Source organism: Microvirga sesbaniae, assembly GCF_025460805.1.
GTDB classification, from domain to species: Bacteria; Pseudomonadota; Alphaproteobacteria; order Rhizobiales; family Beijerinckiaceae; genus Microvirga; species Microvirga sesbaniae.
This window is the reverse complement of sequence record NZ_JAMXFJ010000003.1, coordinates 409,564-421,385: the sequence shown is the minus strand read 5'-3', so window position 1 is coordinate 421,385 and position 11,822 is coordinate 409,564. Positions and strand designations below refer to the sequence as shown.

The window sequence follows — 11,822 nt, the reverse complement described above, 5'->3', positions numbered from 1 at the left end:
TATGCAGCAAACCACCATAGAGGAGGGCGCCTTCACCGATGTTGGTCGACAGCCATTGCCACCTGGATTTCCCGGACTTTCAGAGCCGCCTCCCCGATGTTCTGGCGTCGGCCGCGGCCGCCGGGGTCGGCCGCATGGTGACCATCTCGACCCATGTGGAGCGCTTCCAGACCTACCGGTCCCTGGCCGAAGCCCATCACGACATCTTCTGCACCGTCGGGACGCACCCCCACAACGCGGCCGCCGAACCGGACGTGCCGGCCGAGCGGCTGATCGAGCTGTCCGGGCATCCGCGCTGCGTCGCCATCGGCGAAGCCGGCCTCGATTACCATTACGACAAAAGCCCGCACGACGTGCAGCAGCGGGTTTTCCGCACCCATATAGCGGCCGCGCGGGAAACCGGTTTGCCTCTGGTGATCCATGCCCGGAACGCCGACGAGGACATGATCCGGATCCTGACCGACGAGATGGGGCGAGGGCGCTTCAATGCGGTTCTTCACTGCTTCTCGTCCGGCGAACAGCTCGCCCGAGTCGGGGTCGAACTTGGGCTCTACGTGTCCTTCTCCGGCATCCTGACCTTCCGGAACTCGGAGGAGATCCGCCGGATCGCCGCTGCCGTTCCGCACGATCGCCTGCTCGTGGAGACCGATGCCCCCTATCTCGCTCCCGTGCCGCATCGCGGCAAGACCAACGAACCGGCCTTCGTGGCCCACACGGCCCGCGTTCTTGCCGAGGTGGCCGGCGTGGGCGAGCAGGACATCGCCACGTTGACGACAGGTAACTTCTATCGCCTGTTCTCCAAGGCGGCCTCCGCCGATGCGGCTTCCGGGCGGGCGCTCGCGTCATGACGACGAGACTGACGATCCTCGGCTGCGGATCCTCCGCGGGCGTGCCGCGGGTGGGCGTCGGCTGGGGAGCCTGCGACCCGAACAACCCGAAGAACCGGCGCAGGCGCTGTTCCGTTCTCGTGGAGCGAACCGGGCCCGGTGGCGTCACCACCGTCCTGGTCGATACAGGTCCCGATCTGCGCGACCAGCTCCTCGGGGCCGACGTGCGGCACCTCGACGGCGTTCTGGTCACCCACGAGCATGCGGACCACATCCACGGGATTGACGATCTGCGGCCGCTCGCGATCGTTCAGCATCAGCGGATCCCGGTCTATGCCGACCGGATGACCAGCGAGCTGCTCCAGATGCGGTTCGGCTATTGTTTCGAGACGCCGGCCGGCAGCAGCTATCCGCCGATCCTGAAAATGCGCTGCCTGAAGCCCGGCGTTCCGGTGGCGGTGTCGGGCGCCGGCGGCCCGGTCGACGCGCTGCCGTTCCGGATGGTTCACGGCGATATCGATGCTCTCGGCTTCCGGTTCGGCGGCATCGCTTACGCTCCGGACGTGAGCCACATGCCGGATGAGAGCCTGCCGGCCTTGGAGGGGCTGGAGGTCCTGATCCTGGACGCCTTGCGCTACACGCCTCATCCGACCCATTTCTCGCTTTCGGAAGCTCTGGAGCTCATCGGCAGGGTCCGGCCGAGGCGAGCCATTCTGACGAACCTGCACACGGATCTGGACTACGAGACGCTTCGCCGCGAGCTGCCACCGCATATCGAGCCGGCCTACGACGGACTTCAGGTCGAGACGGCGTGATGGAAGGACGGGAAGGACGGACACCCAGTCCCTTCGGACAGGACCGGCCGGTTCCGGCCAGGCTGCTTTCCCAAGCCGGCGATCGGGGCGACCGGTGAGCCGTGCGCGAACAGGCACCCCGTATCCGCGAACGCCCGATGGCCGGTATTTCGTGGTCCGCGGTCGGCTGTGGCGCTTGAGCAATCCGGAACTCGAGCCTCAGGAGCGCGAGCGCCTTGTGCACGAGCTGATGACGGCGCGCCGGGCCGTCCGCAGCGTCAGGGACGATCCGGAGGCACTGGCCAGAGTTCGTGCCCGGGTCGATGACGCGAAGCGAGCACTCGGCGAACGTGGTCCCGTGTGGTGGAGCGACGGCGCGCCTGACTACAACCGGCAGCTGGTCCGGGATACGCCATATGCGGAATGGTATTCCGCGCTCGGCACGGACGCCGGTCGGGGGGCCAGCGAAGAGCCGCCGGGGCGATAGCGTTAGTTCCATAATATATCTTATGCGAATTTCGTGTGCAGGCTTGGCTGCGCTCCTCGGCGCACCCTTCCCTCGGCCCCGATCGCCGGGGCTGCTTCCGACCCGTCAAACCCGAAGAGCGCGTGATCGCCGGCGCCGCCAGGCCTATCCGGCGCCATTCTCCCGGAATGCGGCGATGAAAGCCGGCGCGGCCTCGGCGACCGCCGCCAGCGAATATCCGCCCTCCTGGACGATCAGGGTCGGAAGGTCGATCTTGCCCCAGATCTCTCCGATGCGGGCATAGGCGTCGGTCGTGATGTCGAGCTTCGACAACGGGTCGTCCCGATGGGCGTCCCAGCCGGCCGACAGCACCAGCGCTTCCGCTCCATGGGCCTGAACGGCCAGCGCCAGCCTCTGATTGGCGTCGATGAACGCCTCGCCGTCGGCCCCCGGGGCGAGCGGCAGATTGTGATTGGCGCCTTCGCCGAGCCCGGCCCCGGTTTCGTCCGCATAACCCGCGTAATGCGGATAATAGGCCGTGGGATCGGTATGCACGGAGCCGTAGAGGACATCCGGGCGGGTATAGAAGATCGCCTGCGTCCCATCGCCGTGGTGCGTATCGAAATCCACGATGGCGACCTTGGCGAAGTGGCCGCGCAGCAAGGTGGCCGCGATGGCGGCATTGTTGAAGAAGCAGAAGCCCGAGGCCCGGTCCGCATAGGCGTGGTGTCCGGGCGGACGGCAGAGCGCGAAGGACGCACGCTCGCCGGCCAGCACCGCCTCGGCTGCGGCAATGGCCGCCTGGGCGGACGCGTAGGCGGCCTGGAAGGTGCCTGCCATGATGGCGCAGGACATGTCGCCCACATACCAGCCGGCTTGGCCGAGAATCCCTGTCGGGCGCGGCCTGCCGCGTTCCTCCAGATCGCCGCTCGAGCCTCGATAGGGATGCACGTTCGGCAGCACCTCCGGACCATGATGCGGCAGTTCCAGGAAGCGATCGTAGGCCCCCTGAAGGAAATCCACGTAATGGTCGGCATGAACGGCCAGGATCGGGTCCGGACCGCGGTCGCCCGGATCGGTCGCGATCAGTCCCTGCGCCTCCAGAACCGCGAGAAGCGTCGTCGCCCGGTCGGGGTTTTCGAAGGGCGCAACGATCCGGCCATGCACCATGTATTGCCTGGGTCGATGAGCCAGTTGGGCGTCAGAGAAGAACAGCTTCATGGTGATGGCCTCGGGTCAGGGAAGGTTTCAGGAGGAGGCGGCCTCCATGTCCCCGGCTTCCTCGATGGCCGTCCAGGAATGGGTGATCTTGGCGACCGCTCCCAGCATGATCGAGGCGGAGCAGTACTTCTCCTTGGAGAGCTCGATCGCCCGCTCGACCTTGGCCGGCGCGAGATCCCTCCCCTTGACCCGGTATTCGATATGAATGGCCGTGAAGACCTTGGGATCCGTCTCGGCGCGCTCGGCCGTGACCTCGACGTCGCAATCCGTGACCTGCTCGCGGCCCTTCCTGAGGATCTGAACCACATCGAACGCCGTGCAGCCGCCGAGCCCGATCAGAAGCATCTCCATGGGGCGGATGCCGACGTTGCGTCCGCCATATTCGGGCGCCCCGTCCATGACGACGGCATGGCCGCTCCCGGACTCGCCCACGAACATCATGCCGTCGACCAGTTTGACCCGCGCTCTCATTGGGGTTTCGTCCTTGCTGTGCTTGAGGTGTCCTGCTCACCTTATACCGCTAAACCAGGGCGATGAGGCAATTCCGGCTAGCCGGTCGTTCTGTCCTCAGGCTATGACACGGCCGAAGCGACCAGGGATTCCATCATGAAGCCTTCCACGGACATCACGCGGCTGATCGAGATCATGGCGGCCCTGCGCACGCCCGAGACCGGCTGTCCCTGGGATCTCGAGCAGGACTTCGCATCGATCGCCCCCTACACGCTGGAGGAAGCCTACGAGGTGGTCGACGCCATCGAGCGCGGCGATCTGGCCGATCTGCGGGACGAACTCGGCGATTTGCTGCTTCAGGTCGTCTTCCACGCCCGCATGGCGGAAGAGCAGGGCGCGTTCGCCTTTCCCGACGTGGTCGACGCCATCACGCGCAAGCTCATCAGGCGTCATCCCCACGTTTTCGGAGACATCAGGGACCTGTCGCCCGAGGACGTGAAAAGCCTCTGGGACAGGATCAAGTCGGAAGAGAAGGCCGAGCGGCGCGCCGACCGCGAGGCACTCGGGCAGTCGCCCGAAGCGCACGAGGCCGGATTCCTCGGCGGAATTCCGACTGCCCTGCCCGCTTTGACCAGGGCCCAGAAGCTGACCTCGAAGGCCGCCAGGGTCGGGTTCGACTGGCCCGAGGCAACACAAGTCATCGATAAAATTCACGAGGAGCTGGAAGAGGTTAAGGACGCATCTTCATCCGGTGATCGAGACAGGATCGAAGACGAGATCGGCGACCTGCTGTTTTCGGTGACCAATCTCGCCCGGCATTTTTCGATCGATTCCGAGCGCGCCCTCCGGCGGACCAACGCCAAGTTCGAACGGCGCTTCAGGGCGATCGAGACGGCTCTTGGGGCGCAGGACAGGAGCCTTGATGAAGCGTCGCTCGACGAGATGGAGCGGCTCTGGGTGGCGGCGAAGCTCGCCGAGCGGAAATCCGGCTCGGCCCTATAGGACGCGCGCCTCGGGAAACCTGTTCAGGAACCGGGGTTCCTTGCCGGAAACAAGCCGGACCTGAAGGATGGTGTGCCCATTCTCCTTCGCCCGGCGCTCCAGGATCTCCGTGTTCTCGTGCAGCCAGGCGAGCCCCTGCCCGTCTTCCGGAGCCACGTCGACCTCGTAGGTCGGTCGTCCCAGAGCCAGGTGCTGCTCGATCGTGGCGAGCAGTTCGGGGATGCCGTCGCCGGTCAGGGCCGAGATGAGGATCGGCCGCCGCTCCTCGTCCGTCCGGTGGGACGTGGCGGACAGCCTCTCACGGTCCTCGGGCGACAGGAGATCCGCCTTGTTCCAGACCTCGACGACCCGCTTCGTGTCATCCGGATCGATCCCGAGCTCCCGCAGGACGACGGCGACGTCGCCGGCCTGAGCCTCGGTCTCTCCGTGGGATACGTCCCGGACATGAAGCAGGACATCCGCTTCGACCACATCCTCCAGAGTCGCCCGAAAGGCAGCCACGAGCATCGTCGGCAGATCGGAGATGAACCCGACGGTGTCCGACAGGATGGCTTTCTCCCCATGCGGCAGCTCAATGGCTCGCGAGGTCGGATCCAGGGTCGCGAACAGCATGTTCTCGGCCAGGACATCGGCCTGGGTCATCCGGTTGAACAGGGTCGACTTGCCCGCATTGGTGTAGCCGACCAGGGCGATGATCGGATAGGGGACCCGCCGCCGGCTGGTCCGGTGCAGGGAGCGTGTCTTCACGACGCTCTCCAGATCACGCTCGATCCGGGTCATGCGCTCCTGGATCAGGCGCCGGTCGGCCTCGATCTGGGTCTCGCCCGGCCCCCCCAGGAAGCCGAAGCCGCCGCGCTGGCGCTCGAGGTGAGTCCAGGAGCGGACGAGACGGCCCTTCTGGTAGGACAGATGGGCCAGCTCGACCTGGAGGGTGCCCTCTTTCGTGCGGGCCCGGCGCCCGAAGATTTCGAGAATCAGCCCGGTCCGGTCGATGACCTTGGCACCCCAGGCCTTCTCGAGGTTTCGCTGCTGCACCGGACTGAGGGCGCAGTCCATCACCACGAGCCCGACCTCTTCGGCCCGGATCAGACCGGCCAGCTCCTCGACCTTGCCGCTGCCGATGAACGTGGCGGGACGCGGCGACGCAAGAGGCGCAATCAGCGAATGCACGATGGTCAGGTCGATGGCGAGGGCGAGGCCGGTGATCTCGTCGAGGCGCGCTTCGGGAGGGCGTGGGTTGCCGCCCTCACCGTCCGATTCCACCGATGCGCGCCGCCTGCGGGTCAGATAGGGGCCGATCACAAGGGCTCTTGTGCCGGCTGCAACCTCTTTTTCAGGTTCGGCAAGCTGGGCGAGACGTTCTTCCCCAGGGCTGCGTGGTTCGGTCACCTCAAGCCTTCTCGCCAGCCTCGTCGATCTGGTCGAACAACTGCACGGGCTGTCCTGGCATGATGGTGGAAATGGCGTGTTTGTAAACCAGCTGCGAATGACCATCCCTGCGCAGAAGGACGCAGAAATTATCGAACCAGGTCACGACGCCCTGAAGCTTCACCCCGTTCACGAGAAAGATCGTCAGGGGGATTTTCTGCTTCCGAACATAGTTCAGAAATGTGTCCTGAAGATTCTGCGCGCGATCGCCCGCCATTGAAGTTGCCTCGCCAGCCCATCGCCGCCGGTCTTGGCTATGGGGCCGCCTGAATATGGTTGTCCGCTTTCGTGCGGTCGGTGACCGGCAGATCTATTACAGGGCGAACGGCAGCGTTCGGCAAGGGGGGCGCAACAGTTCTACCCCCTCGGAGCATATTTTCCCGTGGATTGTAGGTTTTCGTTCTTTCCCGACCTGCAGAACCCTGTCCCGCCCGGTACCGGAGAACCCCTATCCTCCGATTCCGAGGGATTTCAGCTTCCGGTGCAGCGCCGAGCGCTCCATGCCGATGAACTCCGCCGTTCTCGAGATGTTGCCGCTGAAGCGCGCGATCTGCGCCAGGAGATACTCGCGTTCGAAGATCTCGCGCGCCTCCCGGAGGGGCAGGCTCATGAGCTTCTCTCCCCCTGCCCCGCCCGGAGTGCTTGGCACGAGGGCGCCGATCTCGGATGGCAGCATGTCGGCCGTGATCTCGGCGTCGGGATCGCCGGAGGTGAGAATCATCAGCCGCTCGACATTGTTGCGGAGCTGTCGCACGTTGCCGGGCCAGTCGTGCGACTGGAGGACCGCCATGGCGTCCTCGGCGATGCGCCGTTTCGGGAGGCCGGTCGTGGACGAGATCTGCTCCATGAAGAACTCGATCAGCTCGGGCACGTCCTCGCGCCGCTCCGCCAGGGACGGCACGCGAATCGGGATCACGCCGAGCCGGTGGAAGAGATCCTCGCGGAACTGGCCTGCCGCGATGGCTCCAGGCAGGTCGCGGCTGGACGAGGACACGATGCGCACATCCACATGAACCCGGGTCGTTCCGCCGACGCGCTGGAAGTTCTGGTCGACCAGGACACGCAGGATGCGGTTCTGCGTCTCGCGCGGCATGTCGGCGATCTCGTCGATGTAGAGGGTGCCCCCATGGGCCTCCTCCAGGGCTCCGACACGGCGTCCTCCGCCCTCGCCGCCTTCCGTACCGAAAAGCTCCGCTTCCATGGTGTCGGGCGTGATCGTCGCGGCGGAGAGAACGACGAACGGACCGTTGGCGCGGGTGGACAGGCCGTGAACCGTCCTGGCGGTCAGCTCCTTGCCCGAGCCGGGCGCTCCGGTGATCAGAATGCGCGCATTGGTCGGCGCGGCCCGCTCCACCGCCTGGCGGAGCTGGTTGATGACGATCGACCGGCCGGCGATTCGGCTCGCCTGAACCGAACGCGAGCGCAGGTCGCGGACTTCGCGCTTCAGGCGCGAGGCCTCCAGGGCCCGCTCGGCCACGAGGACGAGCCGGTCGGCCTTGAAGGGCTTCTCGATGAAGTCGTAGGCCCCGGCCTTGATGGCCGAAACGGCCGTCTCGATGTTGCCGTGTCCGGAGATCATCACAACGGGCAGATCCGGGTGCTGGGACTTGATGATCTCCAGCACCTGCAACCCGTCGAGCCGGCTTCCCTGAAGCCAGATGTCGAGGAAGACCAGGTGGGGGCGCCGCGTTTCGATGGCCGCCAGGGCGTCGTCGGACGTGCCGGCCGTCCGGGTCCGGTGTCCTTCATCCTCGAGAATGCCGGCCACCAGCTCACGAATGTCGACTTCGTCGTCGACGACGAGAATATCAGCGCTCATAGGCTTGCCCTGCGAGAGTCATTTCGGCTGGAAGCGGCCGATGCCTCTTCCGATGCAACGTGCTTCGTCTTGGGGATCCACATGCGAACCTGCCCGCCCCTGCCTGCGGGGTTGTCGGCCAGTTCCATGCCACCTCCATGGTCTTCCAGAATCTTGGCAACGATCGGCAGGCCCAGTCCGGTTCCGCCCTCGCGCGTCGTCATATAGGGCTCGAGGAGGCGCTGGCGGCCTTCCACGGGAAACCCCTTGCCGTTGTCCGTGATCGCCAGGATCAGATAATCCGGGTGGGTGTCGTCGAGCAGCACCGAAATCTGCCCTTGGCCCCGCTCGGCTTCCGGCACCGCGGCGATCGCTTCCGTTGCATTCTTGACGATGTTCGTCACCGCCTGCGACACGAGCCTTCGATCGAAGGGAGCGATCAGGGAGCCGGCCGGAACCTGATCGATGAACGCGATCTCCGGATGGGCGATCTTCATCATGAAGACCACCTGCCGGATCGTCTCCGTCAGGTCCTCGTCGCCGATGGTGGGCTTGGGCATGCGGGCGAAGGACGAGAACTCGTCGACCATCCGCTTGATGTCGTCGACCTGCCGCACGATGGTATCCGTGCACTGATCGAACACTTCCCGGTCCGTCGTGATCACCTTGCCGTACTTGCGGCGGATGCGCTCTGCCGAGAGCTGGATCGGCGTCAGGGGATTCTTGATCTCATGGGCGATGCGCCGCGCCACGTCGGCCCAGGCCGAGGTGCGCTGCGCGACCACGAGATCCGTGATGTCGTCGAGGGTGATGACGAGATCCCGCAGGCCTCCGCGCGCCTGTTCGCTGGTCACGCGAACATCGATGGTGCGCTCCCTGCCCTTCCGGGAGATGTGAATCTGCTGCTGCATCAGGCGCTGGCGCCCCTGGTTCATCTCCTCGACCAGGGAGGCGACCTCCGGCAGAACGGTTGTGATCGGCTGGCCGAGCAATTCCTTGTGGGACGTGCCGAGCAGGGCCTCGGTCGAGGGATTGACGATGGTGATATGGCCCCGGGCGTTGACGCCGATGACGCCAGCCGACACGCCGGCCAGAACCGCCTCGGTGAATCGCCGCCGCCGATCCATGAGGTCGCTGGCGGCCGTCAGGCCATCATGCTGGCGGCGCAGTTCGGAGGTCATCTTGTTGAAGGTCTCGCCCAGATGTCCGAGATCGCCCTCCCCCCGGCGAACCGGAACCTGGACGTAGAAGTTGCCGGTCGCCACCTGGTCGGTCGCATGGATGAGGCGCCGGATGGGAGCGACGAGGCGGTTGGCGAAGTTGAGCCCGAACCAGACCGCAGACAGCAGCACGATCAGGGCGATCAGCGTGAACATGGACGCGAAGGCGAATTGAAGCCCGGCCTTTCGCTGGTCGAGCGCCGCGTAAAAGGCCACGCCGTTTTCGGCCACTGCCGGGAATTCGATCGCCTGGCGGTCGACCTCGCGAGCCACATAAAGAGTTCGATTGCTTCCGTCGTTGAGCTTGAGGACAGATCGCAGGATGTTGCCTGTGCCGGGGAGTAGGCAGAGAGCTTCTTGCGTGTTGGCATCCTCGATATCCGCCGGCGTGGGCTCGGGAAGATCCGGAAGCGGCTTGCCGAGGGCTCTCTCCAGAACCGTGCCGTTAGGCTCCACGACCATTGCGACAGGCAGGCCGAGAAAGCGGGCGCGCGAGCTCATGAAGTCGCGGAAAAAGTTGCGATCGGTGTTGTAGAACGCAATCGCGCGACTCAGGTCCGCGGCCAGGAGTTGCGTTTCGCGGGCAAGGGTCCGGCATTGAATCTCACGGTACGAATAGGCAATCGCGACCGTGTTCGTCATCAAATCCTTGATGTTGCTCGTCAATCGCGAGTCGAGGCCACGTTCGAACGAGACCGAGGCCGCGCCAGCGATGAGAATGGCCGGCACCCCGGCCACGAGGGTGAAAAGTCCCACGATCCGAACATGAAGGCCCGCGGCGGCCGCTCCCTGGATCCTTGCCCGGATGAGCTTCTGGGACTGCCAGGCAACGATCCCGAGCAGCAGGGCAATGAGGACGCCGTTGAGGATGAAGACCCATTGCACGATGCTGTTCGTCGGAGGGATCGGCGTCGCACCCGCCAGGATCAAGAACGTGACCAGCGCCGAAGCGAGCGCCGTCGGCACGGCGACGTAACCGACCCAGATCAGCCAGTTGTGGCCCGTCTCGGACGAACGGTGTTGTTCCATCGTGCTCTGGTCGGTCAAGATCCGAGGCCCCCAAGGGGTGCTTTCGGTTCAGCACCCTGTCATTGGGTGATGCACCAACACAACACTGTGGTCAAATTATTACAGCCGGGAAGGCTCAGCCGCGGTTGGACCGCACCACCATGAGCTCGAGATCCCTCACCTTCTTGCGCAGGGTATTGCGGTTGACCCCGAGAAGCTCGGCCGCCCGGATCTGGTTCCCGCGCGTGGCCGCCAGGGCCGCTCCGATCAGGGGACCTTCGATTTCGCGCAGGATGCGGTGATAGAGGCCCGGAGGCGGAAGCGTGTCTCGGAAGCCGGAGAAATACTCGTTCAAGTGCCGTTCCACGGCTTCCGACAGCCCCTCCGAACCCTGCTGGGATGCCTGGGAGACCTTCCCGACAGGCTGCGGCGTCAGCAGCGGCTGCGAGTCGAGTTCCGCGTCGATGATCGCGCCGGTGATCGTATCCTGCGGATAGAGGGCGGCCAAGCGCCGCACGAGATTCTCGAGCTCGCGCACGTTGCCCGGCCAGCGGTACCGTTTCAGCCGGTCCATGGCCTCCGCGTCGAGCTGCTTGCGGGCGAGCCCCTCCTTCTCCACCAGCATGAAGAAGTGACGCGCCAGGTCCGGAATGTCCTCGACGCGCTCGCGCAGGGGCGGGAGGCGCAGGGGAACCACGTTGAGGCGGAAATAGAGATCCTCCCGGAACAGGCCCTGCTGGATCAGCACGCGCAGGTCCTTGTTCGTGGCGGCCACGATCCGGACGTTGGTCTTGATCGGAACCCTGCCGCCGACCGTCGTGTATTCGCCCTGCTGAAGGACCCGCAGGAGGCGCGTCTGGGCCTCCATGGGCATGTCGCCGATCTCGTCGAGGAACAGGGTGCCGCCCTCGGCCTGCTCGAATCGCCCGGTGCTGCGGGCGGTCGCGCCGGTGAAGGCGCCCTTCTCGTGACCGAAAAGCTCGGATTCGATCAGCTCGCGGGGAATCGCCGCCATGTTCACGGCCACGAACGGGCCCTGCCGGCGCTTGCCGTAATCGTGCAGCGCCTTCGCGACGAGTTCCTTGCCGGTGCCGGACTCGCCCGTGATCATGACGGTTAGGTCCGTGGGCATGAGACGGGCGAGCGCCCGGTAGATCTCCTGCATCGCGTGCGAACGGCCCACGAGCGGGATGTCCTCGTTCTCGGGCGACGGGCCGGCCCCCGTGGGCACGTTCCGGGGCCGGGACAGCGCCCGGCCGACGACCGCCACGAGTTCCTTGAGGTCGAAGGGCTTCGGAAGGTACTCGTACGCTCCGCGCTCCGAGGCCTTGATGGCCGTCATGAAGGTGTTCTGAGCGCTCATGACGATGATCGGCAGGTCCGGCCGCATCTTCTTGATGCGGGGCAGAAGGTCGAAGGCGTTCTCGTCGGGCATCATCACGTCCGTGATGACGAGGTCGCCCTCCCCCTGGGACACCCACCGCCAGAGGGTTGCGGCGTTGCTGGTGGAGCGAACCTCGTACCCGGCCCGCGACAGGGCCTGGTTCAGGACGGTCCGAATGGCTGCATCGTCATCGGCGAGAAGGATCTGTCCGCTCGGCATCGCAT

The 11,822-nt window shown here is 65.4% G+C and carries 11 protein-coding genes; 4 read left to right on the top strand and 7 right to left on the bottom strand.

All coding sequences use genetic code 11. The annotated features are described in order from the left end of the window. Nucleotides 1-38: 38 nt before the first annotated feature. The 3 genes from OCW50_RS07240 to OCW50_RS07230 all read left to right on the top strand — a co-directional run bounded on the left by OCW50_RS07240 (nt 39) and on the right by OCW50_RS07230 (nt 2,108). On the top strand, nt 39-848 hold the full coding sequence (locus OCW50_RS07240) for a TatD family hydrolase (RefSeq protein ID WP_262296953.1): 810 nt from the start codon (nt 39-41) through the stop codon (nt 846-848). Continuing rightward, nucleotides 845-1,642 (top strand): MBL fold metallo-hydrolase, encoded by a 798-nt coding sequence (locus tag OCW50_RS07235; protein ID WP_262296952.1) that lies wholly within the window; start codon nt 845-847, stop codon nt 1,640-1,642. The genes OCW50_RS07240 and OCW50_RS07235 overlap by 4 nt, the downstream gene beginning before the upstream one ends. 94 nt (nt 1,643-1,736) lie before the next feature. Then, a complete protein-coding gene (locus OCW50_RS07230) occupies nt 1,737-2,108 on the top strand; it encodes a hypothetical protein (RefSeq protein WP_262296951.1) in 372 nt (123 codons plus the stop codon). 144 nt (nt 2,109-2,252) lie between these two features. Here the strand turns inward: OCW50_RS07230 and OCW50_RS07225 are convergent, their stop codons facing one another. After that, nucleotides 2,253-3,308 (bottom strand): histone deacetylase family protein, encoded by a 1,056-nt coding sequence (locus tag OCW50_RS07225; RefSeq protein ID WP_262296950.1) that lies wholly within the window; start codon nt 3,306-3,308, stop codon nt 2,253-2,255. Nucleotides 3,309-3,335: 27 nt separating this feature from the next. Then, nucleotides 3,336-3,779: an OsmC family protein gene (locus OCW50_RS07220; RefSeq protein ID WP_262296949.1), complete on the bottom strand. Its 444-nt coding sequence runs from the start codon at nt 3,777-3,779 to the stop codon at nt 3,336-3,338. 135 nt (nt 3,780-3,914) lie between these two features. On the opposite strand from OCW50_RS07220, the gene mazG reads away from it, so the two are divergent. After that, entirely contained in the window at nt 3,915-4,760 is an 846-nt protein-coding gene (mazG, locus tag OCW50_RS07215; protein WP_262296948.1) for a nucleoside triphosphate pyrophosphohydrolase, read from the top strand. Here the strand turns inward: mazG and hflX are convergent. From hflX to ntrC, 5 genes are all read right to left on the bottom strand, one after another. After that, nucleotides 4,755-6,149: a GTPase HflX gene (gene hflX, locus OCW50_RS07210; protein WP_262296947.1), complete on the bottom strand. Its 1,395-nt coding sequence runs from the start codon at nt 6,147-6,149 to the stop codon at nt 4,755-4,757. The genes mazG and hflX overlap by 6 nt on opposite strands. A 1-nt stretch (nt 6,150) precedes the next feature. Then, nucleotides 6,151-6,405: an RNA chaperone Hfq gene (hfq, locus tag OCW50_RS07205; RefSeq protein ID WP_009491222.1), complete on the bottom strand. Its 255-nt coding sequence runs from the start codon at nt 6,403-6,405 to the stop codon at nt 6,151-6,153. A 231-nt stretch (nt 6,406-6,636) separates the two neighbouring features. Then, the gene (gene ntrX, locus OCW50_RS07200; RefSeq protein ID WP_262268975.1) at nt 6,637-8,007 is read right to left on the bottom strand and encodes a nitrogen assimilation response regulator NtrX; all 1,371 of its coding nucleotides are present in this window, start codon (nt 8,005-8,007) and stop codon (nt 6,637-6,639) included. Further along, nucleotides 8,004-10,235, bottom strand: a complete 2,232-nt coding sequence (locus OCW50_RS07195) for a sensor histidine kinase NtrY-like (RefSeq protein ID WP_262296946.1) — start codon at nt 10,233-10,235, stop codon at nt 8,004-8,006. The genes ntrX and OCW50_RS07195 overlap by 4 nt, the downstream gene beginning before the upstream one ends. Nucleotides 10,236-10,350: 115 nt before the next feature. Further along, nucleotides 10,351-11,817: a nitrogen regulation protein NR(I) gene (gene ntrC, locus OCW50_RS07190; protein ID WP_262268973.1), complete on the bottom strand. Its 1,467-nt coding sequence runs from the start codon at nt 11,815-11,817 to the stop codon at nt 10,351-10,353. Between the last annotated feature and the right edge of the window lie 5 nt (nt 11,818-11,822).

Excerpts from the sequence above, each read along its gene's own strand:
- OCW50_RS07195 (WP_262296946.1), bottom strand. The coding sequence starts at position 10,235 with ATGGAACAACACCGTTCGTCCGAGACGGGCCACAACTGGCTGATCTGG.
- mazG (WP_262296948.1), top strand. The coding sequence starts at position 3,915 with ATGAAGCCTTCCACGGACATCACGCGGCTGATCGAGATCATGGCGGCC.
- OCW50_RS07220 (WP_262296949.1), bottom strand. The coding sequence starts at position 3,779 with ATGAGAGCGCGGGTCAAACTGGTCGACGGCATGATGTTCGTGGGCGAG.
- ntrC (WP_262268973.1), bottom strand. The coding sequence starts at position 11,817 with ATGCCGAGCGGACAGATCCTTCTCGCCGATGACGATGCAGCCATTCGG.
- OCW50_RS07225 (WP_262296950.1), bottom strand. The coding sequence starts at position 3,308 with ATGAAGCTGTTCTTCTCTGACGCCCAACTGGCTCATCGACCCAGGCAA.
- hfq (WP_009491222.1), bottom strand. The coding sequence starts at position 6,405 with ATGGCGGGCGATCGCGCGCAGAATCTTCAGGACACATTTCTGAACTAT.
- OCW50_RS07240 (WP_262296953.1), top strand. The coding sequence starts at position 39 with ATGTTGGTCGACAGCCATTGCCACCTGGATTTCCCGGACTTTCAGAGC.
- OCW50_RS07235 (WP_262296952.1), top strand. The coding sequence starts at position 845 with ATGACGACGAGACTGACGATCCTCGGCTGCGGATCCTCCGCGGGCGTG.
- ntrX (WP_262268975.1), bottom strand. The coding sequence starts at position 8,007 with ATGAGCGCTGATATTCTCGTCGTCGACGACGAAGTCGACATTCGTGAG.